This is a genomic window from Rhodococcus sp. NPDC057014 (assembly GCF_042673295.1).
Lineage (GTDB): Bacteria > Actinomycetota > Actinomycetes > Mycobacteriales > Mycobacteriaceae > Rhodococcus_F.
In genome coordinates this window covers 1-23,600 of sequence record NZ_JBHUSF010000126.1, presented here as the reverse complement: position 1 = coordinate 23,600, position 23,600 = coordinate 1, and the positions used below count along the sequence as shown (strand labels likewise).

Sequence of the window (23,600 nt, the reverse complement as noted above, 5' to 3'; positions counted from 1 at the left end):
GGGCCGAGGTGTTTCCATACCCGTCCCGAGTTGTCAGAGTATTGACAAACAGGGGTGTGTCCGTGTTCACATAGACATCGTAACGTGCAACTAACGCTCAACATAGAGCGAAATGCGATCACTCCATCGGGCCGGATGGTAGCTCCTCGCAAGTGCACTGGCTACGATATCGTCAAATAATGATCACGACTGTGCGATATTTGCACATGCTAGATAGGGAGTTATGGACACCACCCACGACAGTGACGTTCTCATCGTCGGGGCCGGCCCGGCCGGCCTCATGCTCGCGAATATCCTCGGCATGTACGGCCGCACGGTGACCGTGCTCGAAGCACTGGACCAGCTCATCGACTACCCTCGCGGCGTCGGACTCGACGACGAGTCCTTCCGCACCATCCAGGCCGTCGGACTCGTCGATACCGTTCGCCCACACACCAATCCGCAGCACATCATGCGACTGGTCAACGGTGCCGGGAAGGTCATCCTGGTGAACAACCCGAAGACCGACGAGTTCGGGTGGGAACGCAAGCACGGGTTCATCCAGCCCGAGGTCGACCGCGCCCTCTATGAGGGCCTGGCGCGTTTCCCCCACGTCCAGGTGCATTTCGGGCACCGCGTCGAGAACGTCGAGGAGGACCGCGACTCGGTCACGGCCATCGCCGTGGTCACAGGCACGGACGGGAAGACGGTGGAGCACCGTTTCCACGCCCGCTACCTCGTCGGCTGCGAAGGGGGCAAGTCCCCTACCCGCAAGCGCCTCGGCGTCAGCTTCGAAGGTGAATCCCCCTCCACTCGCTGGCTGGTCGTCGATGTCGAGAACGATCCGTTGGGGACGCCGAACGTATTTCTCGGCGCCGACCCGAAGCGTCCCTACGTCTCCATCGGCCTTCCGCACGCGGTTCGCCGGTGGGAGTTCATGCTGCACGAGGGCGAGACCGAGGACCAGGTCACCGATCCCAACTACGTGAATGCACTCCTCGCAGAGCATGTTCCGGATCCCGCGTCGCTCGACTTCATCCGCCGCCGGGTGTTCACCCACCACGGCCGGGTCGCCTCGAGCTTCCGCACCGGGCGGCAGATGATCGCCGGCGACGCAGCACACCTGATGCCGGTCTGGATGGGTCAGGGCTGGAACTCCGGGATGCGTGATGCGACCAACCTCGGGTGGAAGCTGTCGGCGGTGCTGTCGGGTCAGGCCGGCGACGCTCTCCTGGACACCTACACCAGCGAGCGCAAGGACCACGCGCAGGCGATGGTGGACCTGTCGCTGACCTTCGGCAAGTTCATCAAGATCACCAATCCGATCGCGGCCACCGCACGCGACGCCGCCTCCTCGGTGCTCAATCGGTTCCCCCAGGTCAAGAGCTACTTCGCCGACATGCGGTTCAAACCGATGCCCCGCTACACCCGCGGGGTGTTGGCCGATCCCAGCACGCAGGAGAGCGGACGGGCCCGGGCCAGGATCACCAGCAAGCTCATCCCCGTCCGTACCGCGAACACCACCGTTTCCCCGGTCGGCGTGCAATTCCCGCAGCCGCGGGTGAACACCCGCGGCTCGGCGAACATCCTGCTCGACGACGCGATCGGCAACTGGTGGACCGTCCTGGTCTGGGGCAACAATCCGAAAGATGTTCTCCCCCAGCCGTCACTGGAGAAGCTGGCTGCTCTCGGTGCACGGCTGGTCGCCGCGGTCCCCGAGACCCAACGCGAATGGGCCGAACAGTACACGGACAACGACGTCCTCGTCGTCGGCGATCACACCGGACGGCTCAAGAAGTGGTTCGACGACCGTCCCACTCCACTGGTGTTCCTGCGCCCCGACCGATTCGTCGCCGGCGCCTGCCTGACCCAGCACGCCCCCGCCACCCTCGATGCGATCCTGCACGCCATGGCGTTCACCGGGAGCCCCGCGGCCACCCACCTCGACGACGCACCCGCACCGCCATCCGACTCCACCGCCTCGCCGTCCCACCCCCAGTCCACACAGGAAGAACTCGCCTCATGATCACCACCGCAATTCCCTCGTACATCACCGATTCGTTCTTCGGGCTCGAGGACAAGTGGATCGAGACCGCGCCCGGCGAGCTCACCCATTACCACGAACTCGGCGAGGGCACGCCGATCCTGTTCCTGCACGGGTCCGGAACCGGTGTCACGGCTGCGGCGAACTGGTGGCTGAATTTGCCGACGATCAGTGGGCACGGCCGATGCATCGCCATCGACTCGATCGGCTACGGCCAGACCGTGGTCGCCGAGGGCACCGAGTACGGCATCAAGGAATGGGTACGCCACGCCATCCGGGTTCTCGATTCCCTGGGCATCGAGAAGACCTGGATCGTCGGAAACTCTCTCGGCGGTTGGCTCGCTTTCCAGTTCGCTATCGACTTCCCCGAACGACTGTTGGGCATCGTCTCGATGGGCACCGGCGGCGCCACACTCACCGGTGCCCTCGCCGGACACGCCAACCCGACCCTCACCGAAGAGGGCATCCGCAAAACCCTCGAGCTCTTCGTGGTCGACAAGTCACTCGTCACCGACGAACTGGTCGCGCTGCGATATCAGGCCGCGCTCAACGACACCGCCTCCGACCGTCTCGCCGACGTCGTCGCCGCCCGCGACCGCGACCGGCACGCACTGCCGCTGGACTTCGACGTCCTGGCGGAACTAACCATCCCCGTCCTGCTCATTCACGGCACCCAGGACGTCGTCATCCCGATCTCGCGCACCTGGGACCTCCTCAACGTGATCCCGCACGCCGACACGCACATCTTCAGCCAGTGCGGCCACTGGTCGCAGGTCGAGCGAGCCGACGACTTCAACGCCGTAATCACCCAGTACCTCGCCTCCCACGGCGTCAGCCGGTGACCAGCGCCCAGGGCAGAAAGGAAACTCGGTCATGACCCAGGCATTGGTGTGCATGTCGCACAGCCCGCTGCTGCACCACACCCACCCACCCGCCGAAACGAAGGCCGCCGTCGAAGCCGCGTTCGAACAGGTCCGCGCGTTCGTCCGCGACTTCGATCCGGACCTGATCGTCAATTTCGGCCCGGACCACTACAACGGCTTCTTCTACGATCTGATGCCACCGTTCTGCATCGGATATCAGGCCACCGGCACCGGTGACTACGACTCGTTCTCCGGAACACTGGACGTGCCCACCGAGATCGCAGAAGGACTCGCCCAGCACGTGATCGACCGCGACATCGACGTCGCGATCTCCCGTCAGATGGTGGTCGACCACGGCGCCGTGCAGCCGATGGAGATCCTCTACGACGGTGACGTCGCGGCGAAACCCGTTGTTCCAGTGTTCGTCAACTCGGTCGCTCGTCCCTTCGCGAAAATGTCCCGGGTCCGCCGATTCGGTCAGGCCGTCGGCGAATTCTTCCAGGACTCCGACAAGAAGGTGCTGTTCATCGGTTCCGGTGGTCTGTCGCACGACCCGCCGGTGCCGCAGATCGCCACCGCCACCGAGGCCCAGCGCAAACTCCTCACCGACGGCCGCAACCCCACTCCGCAAGCACGTGCCGCCCGGCAGGCCAACACGATCGCCACCGCCGTCAAGTTCGCCGCCGGAGAGGCCGACATCATGGACCTCAACCCCGATTGGGACCGGGAGTTCCTCGACGTCTGCCGGTCCGGCCGGCTCGAGGACTTCGACAGCTACACCGCCGACGAGATGGACGCCACCGCAGGTCACTCCTCGCACGAGGTCCGCACCTGGGTTGCGGCGTACTCCGCGTTGAGGGCGTGCGGTCCATATACCGTGGACTACGAGTTCTACCAACCGATCAAGGAGTACATCGCCGGTTTCGCCATCACTACCGCTCGGCCGCACTGACAACGACCTGCGCTTCGGCTTCTCGAGGGCCGCGTGTCATGCCGCAGGCGCACGGTGTCACCGAACACCACCTCGATGCCCGCTCTCGGTCAGCGCTCGTGTGATGCTCGGTGCGGTGGTGTGCACGGCGGGCCCGACGCTCCGGATGTCGACCTACCTTGACGCCGCTGCGCTCGAGAAACCCACCTTCTTCGTCGAAGAATGCCGAATCATCGGAAGCCATGATGTCCGCACCCTGACCAAAGAACTCGAGAGCAGCCGCCGATACCCTCGCACAATCCTCCAGTAAGTGCCCCCGTGCGAGCGCGACCACGCTCTGGCCCTACGCACCGTCGGGAGCGCAGGCTCGCCCCTTGCCCGCCTTCGCGCTTTCTGCAGGGACTGGTTGATGTCCTCGCCGCTGAGCAACGGTCAGCTACCCATGCTGGTCCGGACGAACTCGCGGAACGTGAGGACCATCGGTTCGCGGGCCCGGCCGCGCCGGTAGATCAGCGAGAACGGCGCCTGGTAGCCGAACGACGCGGGCAGGATCGGGCGCAACCGGTTCCGGTCCACCCAGTACTCCGCGTAGTGCTCGGGCAGGTAGCCGATGTAGGCGCCGGACAGCACGAGGATGAGTTGCGCCTCCATGTTCTCCACCGTCGCCGAGGGTTGCGGGAATCCCTGGCGGGCGAGTTCCTGCTCGGACCAGTAGCCGCGGGTCACCATCCGCTGTTGCGTGATGACCTCCGGCGGCACCCGCTTCCTACCGAACAGCGGATGTTTGTCGCTGCAGTACAGCCAGTGCTGCTCCCGGTGCAGCGCCTGGGAGACGAGGCCGTTCATCGGTGACGCGAACGCGCCGACCGCGACGTCGATCCGGTCGTCGAGCACCCCGACCTGCAGCTCGTGCGGGGTCTGGATCTTGAGGTCGAGGTAGACGGCGGGATGGTCCTTGCTGAACACGCCGATCACGTCGGCGAGCGGCAGGGTGGCGTCGGTGACGGTGGAATCGAGAACCCCGATGGTGAGGGTGCCCCGCAGTTCGCCCTGCAGCGCGGCACCGTAGCGTTCGAACCCCTCGAGCTCCCCCAGGATGCGGAGGCATTCCTTGTGGTAGAGCTCGCCCTTGCTCGTGAGGCCGAATCCGCCGCGGCCGCGGTGGCACAGGACGATGCCGAGGTGGCGTTCGAGCTGACTCATGTAGGTGCTGATCGCCGAGGCCGACAGTCCGAGTTCCTGCTGGGCGGGCGCGAACCCCTGGTGCCGGACGACGGCCGCGAAGATCTGGAGGAGCTTCAGATCGGGCAGCGAACTGCGCATCGTGCTCCTCCGGCGGGGTCGAAAACAGGGTGTGAGCTGGCTCGCACCATTACTTCACGATTTTCTGAAGTGATTATTTGTATCAAGTGATTTATTTCACGTCAATGTTCTCCTACCGTCTAGGGCAACGGTCTGACGAGACCGGCACCGACGGGACCCGCGCCCGTCATCACCGATCCGCTAGGACACGTGAAGGACGCACCATGGACATCACCATCATCCTGATCTACCTGGGCGCGATGCTCGCGTTCGGCTGGTGGGGCAAACGCCGGGCGAGCAACTCCAGCGAATACCTCGTCGCCGGCCGCCGCCTCGGCGGATTCCTCTACACCAGCACGATGGCTGCGGTCGTCATCGGCGGCGCCTCCACCGTCGGCGGCGTCGGCCTCGGCTACAAGTACGGCATCTCCGGAATGTGGCTGGTCGTGTCGATCGCCGCCGGCGTGCTGCTGCTCAGCCTGCTCTTCGCGGCGCGGATCCAGCGTCTGAAGGTCTACACCGTCTCCGGGATGCTGAAACTCCGGTACGGCATCGACGCCACCGGCGCGTCCGGTCTCGTGATGATGGCGTACACCCTCATGCTCACCGTCACGTCCACGATCGCCTACGCCACCATCTTCAACGTGCTGTTCGGCTTCGACCGGACGCTGTCGGTGATCCTCGGCGGCCTCATCGTCGTGGCCTACTCCGCGATGGGCGGCATGTGGTCGATCACGCTCACCGACGTCGTCCAGTTCGTCATCAAGACCATCGGCGTCTTCGTCCTGCTGCTGCCGTTCACGTGGAGCAAGGCGGGCGGGTACGCCGGCATCAAGGAACGCGTGGGCGAACAGGCACTCGGGCTCGGCACCATCGGCACCGGCACCATCGTCACGTTCTTCGTCGTCTACACCCTCGGCATCCTCATCGGACAGGACATCTGGCAGCGCGTGTTCACCGCGAAGTCGCCGGAGGTCGCACGATGGGGCGGCGTCACCGCCGGCCTCTACTGCCTGCTGTACGGCGTCGCCGGCGCACTCATCGGTCTGGCCGCATCCGCTCTCATGCCCGACATCGGTTCGTCCGACGACGTGTACGCCGACGTCGCCGTCCACGTCCTGCCCGTCGGCCTCAGCGGCATCGTCCTCGCCGCCGCGGTGGCCGCGATGATGTCGACCGCGTCCGGTGCGCTGATCGCCACCGCCACGGTCGCGCGGCAGGACGTCCTTCCGCTGGTCGCCCAGATCTTCGGCCGCACCCGACCCGAACTGGACACGTCCGATCCGGAAGCCGACGTGCGCGGCAACCGCCTCTACGTGATCGTGATCGGCCTCGTCAGCATCGTGATCGCCGCGCTCATCAACGACATCGTGTCGGCCCTGACCATCGCCTACGACATCCTGGTCGGCGGACTCCTCGTCCCCATCCTCGGTGGGCTGGTCTGGAAGCGCGCCACGGGAACCGCGGCCATGGCGGCCATGGCGGTGGGCACGGTGGCGACCATCGCCACGATGTTCGTCGTCGGCGACGTCATGGCCAACGAACCGGTGTACGTCGGACTCGTCAGCGCCCTGGTGGTGTTCGTGGCCACCAGCCTGTTCACCGCACCCACCCCGGCCGATGTGATGTCGGTGTGGAACGCGCGAGTGTCGGGAAAGGCCGAGGACGAGGAAGAACCGGAGCGGACCCCGGCACCGATAGCCTGATTGGCGACAGCGCGTACTACCGGGAGGAATGATCGTGCCGAAGATCGTCGACCACGACGAGCGGAGACAAGCGCTCGCCGACGCCGTTCTGGCGTTGATCGCCCGGGAGGGAATCTCCGCCGTCACCACGCGAGCGGTGGCGGAGGAGAGCGGGTGGTCGACCGGAGTGCTGAACCACTACTTCGGATCCCGGCACGAACTGCTCCTCGGGGCGCTTCGCCGGGCCGGCGACATCCAGGGCGAGTTGTACCGGGCGATCCTCGAGGAGGAGGGCGCCGGTCCGATCGAGAAGCTGCGGAACATCACCGCCAGCATCCTGCCGCTCGACGAACGCCGACTCGCGATGACCCGCGTCTTCCTGTTCTTCTATGCGGAGGGGGCGGCCGAGGACACGGCCCGCGGTGAGATCGCGGGCTTCCTCGCCCGCTGGCGCGGCGTCGTGCGCGAGGCGGTCGTCGCCGCCCAGCGGGAGGGCATCGTCTCCGCCGACCTCGACGCGGACGCCGTCACCGTCGCACTGGTGGCGCTGACCGACGGGCTTGCACTGCAGGCCATTCTGGATCCCGTTGTGATGGAAGCGATCAGCACCGGGGATGCGGCCGCCCGCTGCGTCGACGCTGCAGTGCGGAGGACCACCGAAGAAGCGGGAGCGGTGGGCACATGACCGACCGTGTCGTCGTCCTCGACGACTTCATCCCGGCCGACGTCCTGTCCGATTCTCTTGTCGCCGCGGGTATTTCCGCGGAGGTAGTCCATCAGTCCGAGTTCCCGTCCGGACCGGGCGTCGTCGCCCTGCTGGTGGGTCCGGAAAACACCGGCCTCGAGCCGCGTCACCTGTCGGCACTCCCGGATCTGCGACTACTGTCGGCCACCTCCGCCGGGTACGACCACCTGCCGGTGTCGGCGGCGCACGAACGCGGCCTGTGGGTCACGCGGGCAGTGGACTACTGCACCGAGGAGGTCGCGGACCACGCGTTCGCGCTCACCCTCGGACTGATCCGATCCACCCACACCCTCGACGGTTCCGTGCGCGCCGGCGAATGGGACGTCACCGCGGCGGTGCCGCGGCGCATCGCCGGAACCGTGCTGGGCCTCTACGGTTTCGGCCGGATCGCCGGCGCTTTCGTGCTGCGCGCCCGAGCCGTGGGAATGACCGTACTGGTCAGCGGCCGCGGGTTGGGCGACCGCGCCGCGGAACTCGCGGCCGAGGGCATCGAGGTGGTCGGGTTCGAGGAACTGCTGCGCCGCTCCGACGTATTGAGCCTGCACGTTCCCCTGACCCCTGAGACGCGGGGTCTGATCGACGAGCGTGCGCTGGCGACGATGCGGCGCGGCGGGTATCTGGTGAACGTCTCCCGTGGCGGGCTCGTCGACCACGACGCGCTCGGAGCCGCACTGCGTAGCGGGCACCTGGCCGGGGCGGCCGTCGACGTTCTGCCGAACGAACCTCCCGCACAGGATGATCCGATCTTGCAGATCCCCAACCTCGTGATCACCCCGCACGCCGCGTGGTACTCGCCGCAGGTCGCGCGCACGCTGGCGGAGCAGTCGGCGCGCAACGTCGCCGCGGTCCTGACGGGCGAATCCCCGGTGGGAGTCGTTGCCCCACCGGGGATGTGATTGCCCCTGCCAGTCCTTGTGGCGCTGTTCAGTCCTTGTAGTCGGGGGCGGTCCGGTCCAGCATCCGCAGCAGCGCCGCCCACGCCATCTCGTAGGCCTGGTCGTCGGCGAAGTCGTCGGTGGCCTCACCGGCGAACTGCCGGGCGGTGTGCTCGGCGATCTCGGGCGACGGCACACGCAGGTCCCCCGACGCCTGGGCGGCGATCTGGATGTCACACGCCTTCTCCAGGTAGAACATTCGCAGAAATGCCTCGGCGGCGGATTCGCCCACGGTGAGCAGACCGTGATTGCGCAGGATCATCGCGGGGTGGTCGCCGAGGTCGTCGACCAACCGGGCGCGTTCGGCCGTGTTGAGCGCGATGCCCTCGTAGTCGTGGTAGCCGACCCGGTTGTAGAACTCCATCGAGATCTGGTTGAGCGGCAGCAGTCCGTGCTCCTGCGCGGCCACCGCGCACCCGGCCTTCGTGTGCGTGTGCAGCACGCACTGCGCGTCCGCCCGGGCCTCGTGGATCGCGCCGTGGATCACGAATCCGGCTGGATTGACATGATATTCGGACGGTTCGACGAGTTCGCCGTCGAGCCCGATCTTCACCAGGTTGGAGGCGGTGATCTCCTCGAAGAGCAGCCCGTACGGGTTGATGAGGAAGTGATGTTCGGGCCCGGGCAGCCGGACCGAGACGTGCGTGAAGATCAGGTCGGTCATCTTGAAATGCGCAAGCAGCCGGTACACCGCCGCGAGTTCACGACGCAGTTCCGCCTCGGTCTTCACCGGATTCGCCCGGCCCTGCGACGTGACGGTGGGTGCACTCATGCGGGATCTCCTTGATCACGGAACGGATTTCGGCTTAAATGTATCAACTGATTTATATAAACGCCAGGCTTTGGCCACACGTCACCGCCGGGCGACAACCGGTGCGCGGCTCAGTCGAGCCGCCCACCCAGCATGCCGCGGAGCGAGCGGAGGCAGAGTTCTCGTAGCTCGCTCTCGGCGATCGAGGGGTGGTCGAGCCAGTCCATGCAGACGGCGCGGACGAAGGCGATCCATCCGCGCACGGCGACGCCGACGAGTTCCCGCTCGCCGGCGGGGGGATCGAGCGCGTCGACGATGCGGCGCTGCTGGGCGTCGAGTTCCCGGTCGACGATGGCGCGGATGTCGGCGTCGGCCGACAGCGCGCCGCGGTTGATGGCCCGGACTCCGTGCCGGTGGCTCGCGACGTGCTCGAAGTACGCGTCGAGTCCGGCCGCGACCTGGTCCTCGACGGGGAGAGCGGGGTCGGGGGCAGTCACGTCGAGCAGTCGTTCGGATTCGCGTTCGACGATCGCGGCGAAGAAGTCCCGCTTCGTCGGGAAGTAGTGGTACATCAATCCGCGCGACACCTCGGCGAGTTCCGCGACCTCTTCGATCCAGACGTCCTCGTACGGGCGGTCCGCGAACAGTCGCGCGCCGATGTCGAGCAACTGCGCACGCCGCTGCTCCGGGGCGAGTCGACGGCGGGCGCTGGTCATGCCAGCCACCGTACTGCTTGACACCGGTTCAGTAAGGCGTACCTTGCGTACTAGACATCAATTCAGTAACGCGGGCCACATCGACACGGGGGTCGACAATGAGCGTCGGATCACTGCACAGCACAGCGGAGGCGACCATCCCGCATCCCCGATGGCGGCTTCCCGTCGTCGGCGACGTGTTCGGGATCAGCATCCGCACTCCCGTGCAGAATTCGATGGAGATCGGCAGAAAACTCGGACCCATCTTCGAGCGCAACATTCTCGGCAACCGGTTCGTGTTCGCGTCCGGCGCCGACATGGTCGCGGAACTCTCCGATGAATCCCGGTTCGCGAAGCACCTGGCGCCCGGCGTCGCGTCGCTGCGCGAGGTCGGCGGCGACGGGTTGTTCACCGCGTACAACCACGAGCCGAACTGGAGCAAGGCACACAACCTGCTCGCACCGGCGTTCACGAAATCCGCGATGCGCTCGTATCACCGCACGATGCTCGACGTTGCCGGCGAACTGACGGAACACTGGGACGAGCGCGTGGGCGGCAAACCCGTCGACGTGTCGTCCGACATGACGAAGCTGACGCTCGAGACCATCGGCCGCACCGGTTTCAGCTATTCCTTCGATTCCTTCCGACGCGAGCGCCCGCACCCGTTCGTGCAGGCAATGGTCGGCGCGCTCAGCCATTCGCAGCGCACCACGTTCGTGAAATCCACGGCGCTCGGACGACTGCTGGTCCGGCGGTCGGATCGCCGCAACGTCGCCAACCTGGAACACATGGCCGAGGTCGTCGACGAGGTGATCCGCTCCCGCCGCGACAGCGCCGATGCCGGCCCCGAGGACCTGCTCGAACTCATGCTGCGGGCGGCCCGGGAGAACGACCCCCACCGGATCGACGAGTTGAACATCCGCCACCAGGTGGTGACGTTCCTGGTCGCAGGGCACGAAACCACCTCCGGCGCGCTGTCGTTCGCCCTGTACTACCTGTCGCGGCATCCCGACGTCCTCGCGAAGGCGCAAGCGGAGGTCGATGCGGTGTGGGGCGACGAAGAGCCCGCGTTCGAGCAGGTCGCCAAGCTCCGCTACGTGCGCCGGGTGCTGGACGAATCGCTGCGGTTGTGGCCGACGGCGCCCGCGTACGGCCGGGAGGCCACGGTCGACACGACCCTCGTCGGCAAGTACCCGATGAAGGTCGGCGACTGGATGCTCGTCCTCATCCCCGCACTGCACCGCGACCCGGTATGGGGCGAGAACCCCGAGGCGTTCGACCCCGACCATTTCCTCCCCGAGCGCATCCGGTCCCGTCCCGCGCACGTGTACAAGCCGTTCGGGACCGGCGAGCGCGCCTGCATCGGAAGGCAGTTCGCCCTCCACGAGGCGGTGCTGGTTCTCGGCACGATCCTGCGTCGGTACGACATCGCGGGCGACCCAGGCTATCGACTGAAGGTCGCCGAGCGGCTCACCCTCATGCCGGAGGGATTCACGCTGCAGTTACGCCGACGTTGACCACTGCCCACCCTTGACAGCCACAAAGTGAGAGTTACTATCAAAATATAGTAACTTCCTTTCGAGTGGAGCTGTCATGAGTGAAACGACGGTCATCGAAGTCACCCCGCGCCGCTGGTGGACGCTCGGCGCCCTGTCCGTGGCCATGCTGACCATCGGTCTCGACATCACGGTCCTGACGGTGGCGCTACCCACGCTGGCGGTGGATCTCGGAGCGGACAACTCGCAATTGCAGTGGTTCAGTTCGGCGTACACCCTGGTCCTCGCCGCGGTGCTCCTGCCTGCCGGGGCACTCGGCGACCGGTACGGCCGCAAGAAACTGCTGCTCGGCGCACTTCTCCTGTTCGGTGCCGCGTCGCTGCTCTGCAGCTACGCGAGCACGTCGGGCCAGCTGATCGCCGGACGCGCTTTGCTGGGACTGGGAGCCGCGGTGATGATGCCGCTGTCGATGGCCGTGCTGCCCGTCCTGTTTCCCGACGCGGACGAACGTTCGCGGGCACTGACCATCTGGGTGACGTCCACCGCGATCGGACTGCCCCTCGGCCCGATCCTCGGCGGCTGGCTGCTCGGGCACTTCTGGTGGGGATCGGTGTTCCTGATCAACGTGCCCCTGGTCGTCGTCGGCGCGATCGCCGTCGCAACCCTGGTGCCGGAATCGCGCAGCGCGGAGCGGTCGACCACCGACTACCTCGGCGCCGTGCTGTCGTCGCTCGGATTACTCAGTCTCACTTACGGTTTCATCGAGGCCGGCCAGGACGGCTGGGGCGACGCACTGGCCTTGACGTCGATCGCGGCGTCCGTGGTCGTGCTCGGGCTGTTCGCGATGTGGGAACGGCGGTCGCGGCATCCGCTGATCGACACGTCGCTGTTCGCCAGCCCCGGATTCCGCTGGGGCACGATCTTCACGACGCTCGTCAACTTCGGGATGTTCGGGCTGTTCTTCACGGTGCCGCAGTACTTTCAGGCCGTGCTCGGAGTGGACGCGCTGGGCAGCGGCCTCCGTCTGCTGCCCTTGATCGCCGGACTGCTGGTCGGCTCCCGGCTCTGCGACCAACTGCTGCGGCGAGCCGGCGCCCGGCCGGTCATCACGATCGGGTTCGCACTGCTCACCGCGGGTCTCGCGACCGGCGCCCTGACGTCCGTCGATTCCGCGTACTGGTTCACCGCGACGTGGATCGCGCTCGTCGGCGCGGGAATGGGTTTCGTGATGCCCGCGGCGATGGGAGCCGCCCTGGGGGCGTTGTCCGCCGAACGGTCCGGTTCCGGCTCGGCACTGATCCAGGCGCTGCGACAGGCGGGCGGCACGATCGGGGTCGCCGTGCTCGGCACCGTCCTCGCCACCCGCTACCGGTCCGAACTGGGCGAACTGGACGTGGATCCGGTCCGCGACGGCGTCAACGCCGGCGTCGCGGTGGCCAAGGCAACCAGCGACCCGTCGGTCCTCACACACGTCCAGACGTCGTTCGTCTCCGGGATGAGCCTCATGCTGTGGATCTGCGCGGGCATCTGCGCCGTCGCAGCATTGCTGGCCGCACGGTTCACGCCCCGCGAGACACCGGACCGGGAGCAGGATGAGTCAGAATCGGTACATGTCCACTGATGCCCGACCGGGCCTGCGGGAGCGGAAGAAGGCCCGCACCCGGCTGACCATCCGCGCCGAGGCGTTTCGGCTGTTCCGGGAACAGGGCTACGCCGACACCACGATCGAGCAGATCGCGGAGGCCGCGGACGTGTCGCCGAGCACGTTCTTCCGCTACTTCCCCACCAAGGAACAACTGGTCCTCGCCGACGATCTCGATCCGCCCATGATCGAGGCCATCGAGGCGCAACCGCCGGACGTCCCGCTGATCACCGCGTTCCGGAAGGCGGCCGAGTCGGTGTTCGCCGGCCTGTCCGAGGCAGACATGGAGTTCGAGCGAACGCGTCAGGAACTGATGTATTCGGTCCCGGAACTGCGCGGGGCCATCATGCAAGAGATGGTGCGGAGCATCGACATGATCGCGGGCGTCACGGCGCGCAGGGTCGGGCGCACCGCCGACGACTTCGAGGTCCGCGCGCTCGCCGGGGCCATCGTCGGCGTCGTCCTCGGTGTGGTCGATCTGCTGCCGGGGAATCTGCCGCTCGCACTGCGCGCACTGGAATTCCTCGAGGACGGGCTGCCGCTCGGGCGCGACACCACGTCGTAAAACCGTCACGTGGACGTGCGTTCGAGAACTTCCGTCACGACGTGTTCGGCGATGGCGAGGGACGACGTCGCACCCGGTGACGGCGCGTTCCGGACGTGGATCACGCGGTGTCCCCCGGTGATGACGAAGTCGTCCTCGAGGCTGCCGTCGGCGTTCATCGCCTGGGCGCGGATGCCCCGGGGGCCGCGGGTGACGTCGGAGCGTCGCACGTCGGGCACGTACTTCTGCGCCTCCTTCACGAACTGGCCCGTGCTGAGGACGGTGCGGGCCTCGCGGACCGCCGCCGCCGTGTTCCGCGCCGCGAACCGCCAGAATCCGGGGAAGCCGACCGCCGACAGCACGTCCGACGCCGACCATCCCCGACGGTCGTACGCCTCCCGCCCGAGGGAGAGGAAGGCGTTCGGCCCGAGCATGATTCGACCGTCGATCCGCTTGGTGAGGTGGACCCCGAGGAACGGGTACCGCGGATCCGGGACCGGGTAGATCAGCCCCTTCACGAGTGAAGACCGCTCCGGCTCGAGCAGGAAGTAGTCGCCGAAGAACGGCACCACCCGCGGTGTTCGCGGTTCCCCCGACAGCAGCGCCACCCGATCGGACTGCAGTCCGGCGCACGTGACCACCAGGTCGAAGGCCTCACTGCCGTCTCGCGTCGTGACCACCGTCTCCGACGCCCGGCTGTCCAGGCCCACGACCTCCCGGCCGAGGAGTACGCGTCCGCCCGCGGCGGCGATGTCCGCGGCGAGGGCCTCCGCGATCGCCACGTAGTCGATGATCGCGGTGTGCGGCGAGTGCAGGGCGGCGACCCCGCGGGCGTGCGGTTCGATCTCGGGGATCTCCGCCCCCGCGATCTTGCGGATACCGGGGACCCCGTTGGCCACCGCTCGGTCGAAGATGGCATCCATCCGCGCCACTTCGGACGAGTCGTGAGCGACCACCACCTTGCCGCATTCCTCGTAGGCCACGCCCTTGTCTGCTGCGTACTGCTGCAGAAGGGTGACGCCGCGGCGGCACAGGCGCGCCTTGAGGCTGCCCGGCGGGTAGTAGAGGCCGGCGTGGACGACGCCGCTGTTGTGCCCGGTCTGGTGGGCCGCGACCCGCGTTTCCTTCTCGAACAGCGTCACCTCGACGGCATCCATCCGGTGCAGAAGTTCCCGGGCGACCGCCAGACCGATGATGCCGCCGCCGATGACGGCCGCACGAACCTTCGCCATGAGCACCCCTCCGTATACCGTTTTCGAGATATCATCGATGGTATGTCGACCGCACCTCGACGCACGTCGTTTCCCGGACTGGGGCACCTGTCCGATCGGCGTCGGGCGCTGCTGGACGAGCTCGTCACCACCCGCCGCGAGCGGGGTCTGACGCAGACGGAGATCGCCGCCCACATGGGCACGTCGCAGTCCGCGGTGGCCCGGCTCGAACGCGGCGACGTCGATCCCCGGCTGTCGACGCTCGAACGGTATGCCGAGGCCGTGGGCCGGACGGTCGACTGGACGATCTCACCGCACCGGGAGTCATCATGATCTGGCCACCACCCACCCCACCGTCGGTCCCGCCGTTTCACACGCCCTGGCAGCCGGACCCTCGGTTACCGTCGGCACCGATGCCCGTCACGTCCGTCGGCGCTACCGGCGGTCCCGACTGGCTGGCCGAGCGCCTGTTCGACAAGCGGATCGTCTCGCTCACCGGCCGGCTCGACGCGGACGCCGTGAACCGCGCGGCGGCGTCGCTGGCGCTGCTCGACGCGTCCGGCGACGACGAGGTCCAGTTGTGGCTGCACGGCGTTGACGCCGATGTCGACGCAGCCGCCACGCTCCTCGACACCCTCGACCTGATGGGGGTCGAACTGCACGTGCACTGCCGAGGCGACGTACGCGGAATGGCGATCGCCCTCCTCGCGCCCGCGAACCGCCGGACGGCGGCGGCGCACACCACGTTCCACCTCCGCGAACCGCAGACAACATCCTGCACCGGTCCGGCGTCGGACGTCGCCATCGCCGCGCAACAGCACGAGCAGCAACTCAGGAGGCTGCAGCAACGGATCGCCGATTCCTGCCGGCGTTCCGTCGACACGGTGATCGCAGACATGCGGGACCACCGGATCCTCACCGCCGACGAGGCCCGCGACTACGGGCTGATCGACACGATCACCGGTGCGCGCTCCGTCGACGGCGAGTGATCCGGCAGCCCCGACCGCGACCGCGGCTCTTGCGCCCCGCACCTCGGCGGGGGAATCATCCGAGGATGACGGTCGAACGATCGCGCATCACGGTCCACGGGGTCGTGCAGGGGGTCGGTTTCCGCCCGTTCGTCGCGCGACTGGCCGATGACCTGGGGCTGCACGGCCACTGCGGCAACGACGACGTCAGCGTGTTCATCGAAATCGAGGGCAAACCGGCGGCGGTGTCGGCGTTCGTGCGGCGGCTCCGCACGGACGCGCCGCCGATGGCGGTGATCGTCGACGCGACGGTCCAGCCCGTGCCGGTGCGCGGGGACGAGTCGTTCCGGATCATCGACAGCAGGCACGTCCCCGGCGCACGGACGCTGGTGTCGCCGGACGTGGCGACGTGCGCGGATTGCCTTCGCGAACTGGCCGATCCGCACGACCGCCGGTATCGGCACCCGTTCGTCAACTGCACCAATTGCGGGCCGCGGTTCACGGTGATCACCGACCTGCCCTACGACCGGCCCAACACCACCATGGCCGAGTTCCCGCTGTGCGACGTGTGCCTGGCCGAGTACCGCGACCCTGCCGATCGCCGGTTCCACGCGCAACCGGTGTGCTGCCCCGACTGCGGTCCGCACCTGTTCGCCGAGATCGACGGTCGCCGGGTGGACGGGGACGACGCCGTGCTCACCGCGGTGCAGGGGGCGTTGCGGGGCGGCCGGATCGTGGCGGTCAAGGGCCTCGGCGGGTTTCACCTCGTCTGCGACGCCGCGAACCCCGCGGCCGTCGAGACTCTGCGGGCGCGCAAGCACCGGCCGGACAAGCCGTTCGCGGTGATGACCGCGGACCTGTCCGTCGCCGCCGAACTGTGCGAGATCTCCGAGCCCGAGAGCGGGCTGCTGAGGCATGCGGCGAGGCCGATCCTGTTGCTGCGCAAGAAGAACACCGCGTCGGTCGCCGACGGCATCGCGCCCGGGATCGACGACCTCGGCGTGATGCTCCCGTACACCCCGCTGCATCACCTGCTGTTCACCCGGACACCCGGCAGCGACATCGAACCACCGCGGGTGCTGGTCATGACGTCCGGCAACCTCAGCGGCGAACCCCTGTGTTTCGACAACGACGACGCCCGCACCCGCTTGCGGGACATCGCCGACGTGTTCCTGATGCACGACCGCCGGATCGCGGTGCCGTGCGAGGATTCCGTGCTCGCGGTGGCGGACGGGGCGGTGCTGCCGATCCGGCGCTCGCGCGGGTTCGCGCCGCTGCCGGTGGTGCTGCCCGCGCGGGGCCCGGAGATCCTGGCGGTGGGCGCGGAGATCAAGAACACCTTCTGCCTGACCCGGCAGGACTACGCGTTCTGTTCGGCGCACCTCGGCGACATGGGCAGCCTGGAGAGTCGGCGCGCGTTCGAGACGTCGGTGCGACAGCTGACGCATCTGCACGGCATCACCCCGGAAGCGGTGGTCGCCGACCGTCACCCCGGCTATTCGACGCACCACTGGGCCCGCCGCTACAGCGACAGCACCGGCGTCCCACTGCTCACCGTGCAGCACCACCACGCGCACGTCGCATCGCTGATGGCCGAACACGGGCTGGTCGGGACGACGGTGCTCGGGGTCGCGTTCGACGGAACCGGATACGGGTGCGACACCACCGTGTGGGGCGGTGAACTCCTCCTCGTCGGCCCGGACGTCCTCGACTCGCGGCGGGTCGGGCACGTGCAGCCGTTCTCGCTGCCGGGCGGCGACGCGGCCGTCCGGAATCCGGTGCGGGTGGCGCTGGCGCTGCTGCACGAGTGCGGGATCAGCGACGTCGACGGCCTGCCGTGCGTCGAGGCGATCCCCGCCGCGAAACGCGCGGCCGTGGAATCGCAACTCGTCTCGGGTGTCGGGTGCATCAGGACGACGAGCGCGGGCCGCCTCTTCGACGGCGTCGCGTCGCTGCTCGGGGTCCGGCACCGGGTCACGTACGAGGCGCAGGCGGCCATCGAACTCGAGGCCCTCGCCCGGACCGCCCCGCACCCCGCGCACCTCACCATGGCTGTGGAGAATGACCAGCTCACACTGCCTCTTCTGGTGTCCGGCATCGTCGCCGGGCTGCGCGACGGGACCCCGCCCGCGGCGCTCGCGCTCGGCTTCCACCATGCCCTCGCCGCCGCGACCGCCGACCTCGTCGACCGGACCGCCACCGCGACCGGTGCGTCGACGATCGGGCTGACCGGAGGAGTCTTTCAAAACCGTTTATTCCTCGCACTGGTGAGAGCACACTGGGAGAGCAGCGGTTATCGAGTCCTCACCCACCACCGGGTGCCTCCCAACGACGGAGGACTCTCCCTCGGCCAGGCGGTGATCGGTGCCGCGGCGACCATGCGCGGACCGTGACGTCGGCAGCCCCCGACCGGCCGGCCCGGGACGGGAGCTAGTGAATGACCACCACCGCAGAGGCGGGCGGGCACCTCGTCGACACGGACCTGTCCGCGGATCTCGCCGCGGCGGCGTTGTCGCTCGCCCGCAAATTCCATGACGGGGCGACGCTCTGGGTGATCTCCCCGCAGTGGGAACCGCACGCCCATCACGTTGCCGTCGAATTCGTCCATCCCGTGATCATGGGCAAACGGGCGCTGCCGTCGGTGGCCCTCGTCGAACCCGATCCGGTGGCGCAGGCCCGGGTGGCGAGCAGGCCCGGCGACATCCTGCTGGCGGTGGCGTCGGCGAACGAACCCGCCGTGGTCGACGCCATGCGCCGCGCACCGGCGTGGGGGGCGATGACGCTGTGGATCGGGGCGGGCCCGCGGCCCCCGGCCGGCGCGGCGAACCACATCCTCTGGGTCGACTCCGACGATCCGATGGTCCCCGCCACCGGGCGGTTCGTCCTCATGTACCACCTGCTGTGGGAACTCACCCACGTCTGCTTCGAGCACTCGGGACTGCTGAAACCCGACGCCGCGGAGTGCGACGAGACGGTCTGCGTCACGTGCAGCGACGAGGGCCGTCTCGGTGAAGTGGTGATCGAACCCGCCGAACCCCTCGGCCCCGCCCTGGTCCGCACGGCCGCCGGCGAGGAATGGGTGGACGTCAGCGTCCTCGGCGACGTCCAGCCGAACGACCTCGTGCTGGTGCATGCGGGTGCGGCGATCACGCGACTCGACGACACGGACCAGGAGGCGAACCGATGACCACCCACGACTCGGAGAGCACCAGCTTCCTCTACCCGTTCATCGACTCGGAGGAGACCGACGCCCAGAGCCTCCTCGACGACCTCGCCGCGTCCGCCCGCGGGAAGGCCGCCGAGAGCGCGCGCCTGCAGAAGGAGTCCCTCGACGAGTACGGGGACGGCCTCACGGCGGCCGGGATCGACATGGCCGACCGGTTCCGCCGCGGCGGCCGCCTGTACACGTTCGGCAACGGCGGCAGTTCTACCGACGCCGCCACGCTGGCGTCCCTGTTCAGCCGTCCCGCCCGCGGACGCCCGGTGGCGGCGTGGTCGCTGGCCGCCGATCAGGCGGTGGTGACGGCGCTGGGCAACGACGTCGGCTTCGACCTGATCTTCAAACGGCAGATCATCGCCCACGCCCGGGACCGCGACGTCGCGATCGCGCTGTCGACGTCGGGCAACTCGGACGACCTGATGACCGCGCTCACCGAGGCGAAGCAGCGGGGGCTTTTGACCATCGGGTTCGCCGGGCACGAGGGCGGCCGGATGGCGGCGATGGCGTCCGCAGGCGAACTCGACTTCTGCTACACCGTCCATTCGCAGAGCATCCACCGGATCCAGGAGAGCCACGCGATGCTCGGCTACCGGCTGTGGTCGGTGGCCCAGGAACACATGTCGCGACCCGCTCCCAACTCTGTGGAGGCTTCATGAGCACGACCGAACCGGCCACGTCGGCGGAACGCGAAGACCGGGTGCTCGAGCGGATCGACAAGTTCCGGCAGCGCAGGCCGCGACTGCTGGACGAGGTGGTGACGCTCGCGCACGGTGCAGGCGGAAAGTCGTCGGCCGCGCTCGTCGACGCGGTGTTCGTGGAGGCGTTCCGCAACGAGGAACTCGAGCAACTCGGTGACGCCGCCGCGCTCACGATGCCCTCGGGTGAGCGGCTCGCGTTCTCGACCGACTCGTACGTGGTTCAGCCGCTGCGGTTTCCCGGCGGTTCCATCGGGCATCTCGCGGTGCACGGGACCGTCAACGATCTCGCCGTGTCCGGTGCGCGCCCCCAATGGTTGTCGGCGGCGTTCGTCATCGAGGAGGGTTTCCCGATCGCCGAACTGCGGGAGATCGTCGCCGACATGAGCGAGGCGGCCGTCCTGTCCGGCGTGCAGATCGTCACCGGCGACACGAAGGTCGTCGGCAAGGGCGCCGCCGACGGCGTCAACATCTCCACCGCCGGTGTCGGGATCAGCCCGGAGGGCAGGCGGCTGTCGCCCGACCTCGTGCGCGCGGGCGACAAGGTGCTGCTGTCGGGCACCATCGGCGCCCACGGGATGGCCGTGATGCTCGCCCGCGGCGACCTCGCCATCGAGGCCGACATCGCGTCCGACACGGCCCCCGTCAATTCCCTGGTGGAGACGCTGCTCGCGGCGGCCCCGTCGACGCGGTGGATGCGGGACGCCACCCGCGGCGGCGTCGGCACCGTGTGCAACGAACTTGCCCACGCCTCACAACTCGCCGTCATCATCGACGAGCAGTCGCTGCCCATCGAGCCTCAGGTGCTCGGCGCCTGCGACATGCTCGGCATCGACCCGCTGTACGTCGCGAACGAGGGCAAGTTCGTCGCCATCGTCGCGGCGGAGGAGGCGGACGCGGCCGTCGCGGCGCTGCGGGCCCACCCGCGGGGAGCCGCCGCGACCGCGGTGGGCGAGATCCTGGCCGAACCGCCGGGCATCGTCGCATTGCGAACCTCGTTCGGCGGCAGCCGGATCGTCGACATGCTCGTCGGCGACCCGCTCCCCCGAATCTGCTGAAGTACAGCCCGAGAAGGAGAACCACGATGTGTCTGGGGATACCCGGTCAGGTGGTCGACATCGTCGACGCCGAACAGCATCTGGCCAAGGTGGACGTGAACGGCGTCCAGAGAACGATCAGTGTGCGACTGCTCGCCGAAGAAGGTCTCGTCGTCGGTGACTGGGTGCTCGTGCACGTCGGCTTCGCGATGGCGAAGATCGACGAGATCGAGGCGCAACTGACGTTGGATCAGGTGCAGAAGATGGGCGCCGACTACGTGAACGAGATCGACGCGTTCAACTCGTCCGAAATCGCGTGACAACAGCAAGAACGAGGTAACAGGGATGAAGTTCGTCGACGAATTCCGGGACCCGGCGGCGGCGCGCGCCCTGGTCAAATCCATCACCGAACTGGCCCGCGGTGACGAGTTCAAGTTCATGGAGGTGTGCGGCGGGCACACCCACACCATCTACCGGCACGGCATCGAACATCTCCTGCCGGAATCGGTCGAACTGGTGCACGGCCCGGGATGCCCGGTGTGCGTCATCCCGATGGGCCGCGTCGACGACGCCATGTGGCTGGCAGAGCAGCCCGGTGTCATCTTCACGACGTTCGGCGACATGATGCGGGTGCCCGGATCCAAGGGCAATCTCATCGAGGCCAAGGCCCGCGGCGCCGACGTCCGCTTCGTGTACTCGCCGCTGGACGCGCTGAAGGTGGCCCTCGACAACCCGGACCACCAGGTGGTGTTCTTCGCCGTCGGGTTCGAGACCACCGCGCCGTCCACCGCGGTGACCCTGGTGCGCGCGCGGGCGCTGGGCGTGACGAACTTCAGCGTGTTCTGCAACCACGTCACGATCGTGCCGCCGATCAAGGCCATCCTCGAATCCCCCGACCTGCGGTTGTCCGGATTCCTCGGCCCGGGCCACGTGTCCACCGTGGTGGGGCTGCGGCCGTACCGGTTCGTGTCCGAGGTGTACGGGAAACCGATGGTGGTCGCGGGTTTCGAACCGCTCGACATCCTCGCGTCGGTGCACATGCTGCTCCAGCAGATTCGCGAGGGCCGCTGTGAGATCGAGAACCAGTACAAGCGGGTGGTGCGCGCGGAGGGCAACGTGCAGGCGCTGAAGCTGATGGCCGAGACGTTCGAACTGCGCCCGCACTTCGAATGGCGCGGACTCGGTTTCATCTCGCAGAGCGCGCTCAAGGTCCACCGGAACTACGCCGAGTTCGACGCCGAGGAGAAGTTCTCGATGCCGGGTGTGCGGGTGGCTGATCCGAAGGCCTGCCAGTGCGGCGAGGTCCTCAAGGGCGTCATCAAACCCTGGGAATGCAAGGTGTTCGGGACGGCGTGCACCCCGGAAACCCCGATCGGCACGTGCATGGTCTCCCCCGAGGGTGCGTGCGCCGCGTACTACAACTTCGGCAGGCTGCACCGCGAGACGGCGCAATTGCTGGGTCAGCGAGGCTGACCGGTGACGGCGCGCGAACACTCGATGCCGTCCGGGCACCGCGTGTTCGCGCAGTACGCGCACGCCCCGAATGCCCTGGGGTACTGCGGTCCTCCGGGCTCGGAGCGACTGCAGGCCGTCGCGTGTGGCGGCGCGCCGGACACCGATGTGGTGGCGATTGCGAGGCAGTTCAGTGGCGCGTGGCCGTACCAGGAGGTGATCGCCCGTCTCGCCGGAATCGCGGACCCCTTGGACGAGAGGGTTGTCCGGGGGTACTGGATCGCGGACGAACTGTCCGACCACATCGACCGGGCCGAGTTCGGCTCCGCTCTGCTGTCCCGCCTCGCGTCGCAGGCCGGCCACTACTGGAAGCACCTCACCGCGGACCTGCTCGGGGAGGCGGCGCCCACCCACAACTTTCACGTGTTCGGGGTGTACCCGTGGTCGCGGCTGCTGGACGCCGGGATGCCGCAGCCGCTGCAGGTTCTCGACTCCTGCCGCATCCGCTGGGGTGAGGTGGTGGGGGTCGACCACGATCGTGCGCTCGTCCGGTCGTGTCGCCTGTCGTGGGACGGGACCCGGCTGTCGCTCGGCCCCGAGCAGGACGACCCGGCCGACTACCGCGTGCCCGAGGGAACGTTCGTGCACGATCTCGCCGTGGGTGACCGGGTGGCGGTGCACTGGGATTTCGTGTGCGACCGCCTCGGCCCAGACCAGGTCGATCGGTTGGCCCGGCAGACGGAATGGCAACTTGCACAGACCAATCGACGACTCGCCCGGGAGGTGACCACCTCTTCACCGAAACGGACCGACGGGAATGTTTCCCGGTTACCATGACTACAATTCACGGCCTGTGGCCGGATCGGAGCCGACATGAACAAGATCCTGAACTCACTGTCCGAAGAAGAGTTCGTGCTGATCCGCGAGACGAAGAAGGCGCAGATGGCCGACTTGGACGAGGACACACTGATCAAGCTGCACACCCGTGTTCGGCGCGCCCGCAACAAACACGTCAAGCTGTACCGCCAGGAGGGGGCCGCGAAGGTCGAATTCAAGGGCGCGCGCGGGGCCGGTAAGGCGGCCAACGTCCGCAACGCCGAGAAGGCGGAAGTCTTCGAGGCCGCGCTGAGCAGGGTGAGCCGCCGGTTGGCGACGGCCGCCCGGGCGAGCGCACGCGAACTGAAGGATGAGCGCCTCGCCCGCGCCCGCACAGACTCCCCGTCCTTCAGCGAACTGGGCGACAGCGACGGCAAGGTCGCCTCATCCGGCAAGGCCCGCGTCGACACCACCCGGAAATCTTCCGGCCGCCAAGAAGTTCGAAGCCTCCACCATCGCCGCGGGCGCCCGGAAACAAGCGAAGAAGGACAAGCGGTAAACCGGCGTCAGACGCGCACGACACGCATCC

Annotated in this window: 22 protein-coding genes and 1 pseudogene; 19 read left to right on the top strand and 4 right to left on the bottom strand. The window is 67.8% G+C overall.

The window, feature by feature from the left end; translation table 11 throughout:
- Nucleotides 1–223 precede the first annotated feature (223 nt).
- The 3 genes from ACFTZB_RS23410 to ACFTZB_RS23400 are packed head-to-tail and all read left to right on the top strand — an operon-like array spanning nucleotide 224 to nucleotide 3,838.
- Nucleotides 224–2,005, top strand: a complete 1,782-nt coding sequence (locus ACFTZB_RS23410) for a bifunctional 3-(3-hydroxy-phenyl)propionate/3-hydroxycinnamic acid hydroxylase (RefSeq protein ID WP_378434473.1) — start codon at nucleotides 224–226, stop codon at nucleotides 2,003–2,005.
- Entirely contained in the window at nucleotides 2,002–2,865 is an 864-nt protein-coding gene (locus ACFTZB_RS23405) for an alpha/beta fold hydrolase (protein WP_378434471.1), read from the top strand. Before ACFTZB_RS23410 ends, ACFTZB_RS23405 begins: the two co-directional genes overlap by 4 nt.
- A gap of 31 nt (nucleotides 2,866–2,896) precedes the next feature.
- Complete coding sequence (locus tag ACFTZB_RS23400) at nucleotides 2,897–3,838, top strand: 3-carboxyethylcatechol 2,3-dioxygenase (protein ID WP_378434469.1); 942 nt, start codon at nucleotides 2,897–2,899, stop codon at nucleotides 3,836–3,838.
- A 411-nt stretch (nucleotides 3,839–4,249) separates the two neighbouring features.
- On the opposite strand, the gene ACFTZB_RS23395 is transcribed toward ACFTZB_RS23400, so the two are convergent.
- On the bottom strand, nucleotides 4,250–5,140 hold the full coding sequence (locus ACFTZB_RS23395) for a LysR family transcriptional regulator (protein WP_005244617.1): 891 nt from the start codon (nucleotides 5,138–5,140) through the stop codon (nucleotides 4,250–4,252).
- Between the two features lie 203 nt (nucleotides 5,141–5,343).
- On the opposite strand from ACFTZB_RS23395, the gene ACFTZB_RS23390 reads away from it, so the two are divergent.
- From ACFTZB_RS23390 to ACFTZB_RS23380, 3 genes are read left to right on the top strand one after another with little or no spacing between them, the layout of a single operon-like run.
- Nucleotides 5,344–6,825, top strand: coding sequence for a sodium:solute symporter (locus tag ACFTZB_RS23390; protein ID WP_378434466.1), 1,482 nt, complete (start codon nucleotides 5,344–5,346; stop codon nucleotides 6,823–6,825).
- Between the two features lie 28 nt (nucleotides 6,826–6,853).
- On the top strand, nucleotides 6,854–7,489 hold the full coding sequence (locus tag ACFTZB_RS23385) for a TetR/AcrR family transcriptional regulator (protein WP_378434464.1): 636 nt from the start codon (nucleotides 6,854–6,856) through the stop codon (nucleotides 7,487–7,489).
- Nucleotides 7,486–8,445, top strand: a complete 960-nt coding sequence (locus ACFTZB_RS23380) for a C-terminal binding protein (protein ID WP_378434462.1) — start codon at nucleotides 7,486–7,488, stop codon at nucleotides 8,443–8,445. The genes ACFTZB_RS23385 and ACFTZB_RS23380 overlap by 4 nt, the downstream gene beginning before the upstream one ends.
- Before the next feature lie 28 nt (nucleotides 8,446–8,473).
- On the opposite strand, the gene ACFTZB_RS23375 is transcribed toward ACFTZB_RS23380, so the two are convergent.
- Together ACFTZB_RS23375 and ACFTZB_RS23370 are read right to left on the bottom strand one after the other, a co-directional pair.
- Nucleotides 8,474–9,256, bottom strand: a complete 783-nt coding sequence (locus ACFTZB_RS23375; protein WP_378434461.1) for a class II aldolase/adducin family protein — start codon at nucleotides 9,254–9,256, stop codon at nucleotides 8,474–8,476.
- Nucleotides 9,257–9,366: 110 nt separating this feature from the next.
- Nucleotides 9,367–9,951, bottom strand: a complete 585-nt coding sequence (locus tag ACFTZB_RS23370; protein ID WP_378434459.1) for a TetR/AcrR family transcriptional regulator — start codon at nucleotides 9,949–9,951, stop codon at nucleotides 9,367–9,369.
- A 98-nt stretch (nucleotides 9,952–10,049) separates the two neighbouring features.
- Here ACFTZB_RS23370 and ACFTZB_RS23365 point away from each other — a divergent pair, with 98 nt between their 5' ends.
- The 3 genes from ACFTZB_RS23365 (at nucleotide 10,050) to ACFTZB_RS23355 (ending at nucleotide 13,633) form a co-directional block, all read left to right on the top strand.
- Nucleotides 10,050–11,447, top strand: coding sequence for a cytochrome P450 (locus ACFTZB_RS23365; protein WP_378434457.1), 1,398 nt, complete (start codon nucleotides 10,050–10,052; stop codon nucleotides 11,445–11,447).
- Nucleotides 11,448–11,523: 76 nt separating this feature from the next.
- Nucleotides 11,524–13,047 (top strand): MFS transporter, encoded by a 1,524-nt coding sequence (locus tag ACFTZB_RS23360; protein ID WP_378434455.1) that lies wholly within the window; start codon nucleotides 11,524–11,526, stop codon nucleotides 13,045–13,047.
- The gene (locus ACFTZB_RS23355; protein ID WP_378434453.1) at nucleotides 13,037–13,633 is read left to right on the top strand and encodes a TetR family transcriptional regulator; all 597 of its coding nucleotides are present in this window, start codon (nucleotides 13,037–13,039) and stop codon (nucleotides 13,631–13,633) included. The genes ACFTZB_RS23360 and ACFTZB_RS23355 overlap by 11 nt, the downstream gene beginning before the upstream one ends.
- A 5-nt stretch (nucleotides 13,634–13,638) precedes the next feature.
- Here ACFTZB_RS23355 and lhgO read toward each other — a convergent pair whose 3' ends face one another.
- Nucleotides 13,639–14,844, bottom strand: a complete 1,206-nt coding sequence (lhgO, locus tag ACFTZB_RS23350) for an L-2-hydroxyglutarate oxidase (RefSeq protein ID WP_378434451.1) — start codon at nucleotides 14,842–14,844, stop codon at nucleotides 13,639–13,641.
- A 42-nt stretch (nucleotides 14,845–14,886) separates the two neighbouring features.
- Here lhgO and ACFTZB_RS23345 point away from each other — a divergent pair, with 42 nt between their 5' ends.
- From ACFTZB_RS23345 to ACFTZB_RS23300, 10 genes and pseudogenes are all read left to right on the top strand, one after another.
- The gene (locus tag ACFTZB_RS23345) at nucleotides 14,887–15,156 is read left to right on the top strand and encodes a helix-turn-helix domain-containing protein (RefSeq protein WP_378434449.1); all 270 of its coding nucleotides are present in this window, start codon (nucleotides 14,887–14,889) and stop codon (nucleotides 15,154–15,156) included.
- Between the two features lie 80 nt (nucleotides 15,157–15,236).
- A complete protein-coding gene (locus ACFTZB_RS23340) occupies nucleotides 15,237–15,812 on the top strand; it encodes an ATP-dependent Clp protease proteolytic subunit (RefSeq protein WP_378434447.1) in 576 nt (191 codons plus the stop codon).
- 65 nt (nucleotides 15,813–15,877) lie between these two features.
- Nucleotides 15,878–18,184 carry a carbamoyltransferase HypF gene (gene hypF / locus ACFTZB_RS23335; RefSeq protein WP_378434445.1) on the top strand — a complete coding sequence of 769 codons (2,307 nt, stop codon included), beginning with the start codon at nucleotides 15,878–15,880 and terminating at the stop codon, nucleotides 18,182–18,184.
- A gap of 44 nt (nucleotides 18,185–18,228) precedes the next feature.
- Nucleotides 18,229–18,978, top strand: coding sequence for a HypC/HybG/HupF family hydrogenase formation chaperone (locus tag ACFTZB_RS23330; RefSeq protein ID WP_378434443.1), 750 nt, complete (start codon nucleotides 18,229–18,231; stop codon nucleotides 18,976–18,978).
- Entirely contained in the window at nucleotides 18,975–19,667 is a 693-nt protein-coding gene (locus ACFTZB_RS23325) for an SIS domain-containing protein (protein WP_378434441.1), read from the top strand. Before ACFTZB_RS23330 ends, ACFTZB_RS23325 begins: the two co-directional genes overlap by 4 nt.
- Complete coding sequence (gene hypE, locus ACFTZB_RS23320; protein WP_378434439.1) at nucleotides 19,664–20,764, top strand: hydrogenase expression/formation protein HypE; 1,101 nt, start codon at nucleotides 19,664–19,666, stop codon at nucleotides 20,762–20,764. Before ACFTZB_RS23325 ends, hypE begins: the two co-directional genes overlap by 4 nt.
- A 26-nt stretch (nucleotides 20,765–20,790) precedes the next feature.
- Nucleotides 20,791–21,063 (top strand): HypC/HybG/HupF family hydrogenase formation chaperone, encoded by a 273-nt coding sequence (locus ACFTZB_RS23315; RefSeq protein ID WP_005244643.1) that lies wholly within the window; start codon nucleotides 20,791–20,793, stop codon nucleotides 21,061–21,063.
- A gap of 25 nt (nucleotides 21,064–21,088) precedes the next feature.
- The gene (gene hypD, locus ACFTZB_RS23310; RefSeq protein ID WP_087558187.1) at nucleotides 21,089–22,216 is read left to right on the top strand and encodes a hydrogenase formation protein HypD; all 1,128 of its coding nucleotides are present in this window, start codon (nucleotides 21,089–21,091) and stop codon (nucleotides 22,214–22,216) included.
- Between the two features lie 24 nt (nucleotides 22,217–22,240).
- Nucleotides 22,241–23,032: a DUF6390 family protein gene (locus ACFTZB_RS23305; RefSeq protein ID WP_378434476.1), complete on the top strand. Its 792-nt coding sequence runs from the start codon at nucleotides 22,241–22,243 to the stop codon at nucleotides 23,030–23,032.
- Between the two features lie 36 nt (nucleotides 23,033–23,068).
- Nucleotides 23,069–23,570: pseudogene (locus tag ACFTZB_RS23300) on the top strand (hypothetical protein).
- Nucleotides 23,571–23,600: the final 30 nt, after the last annotated feature.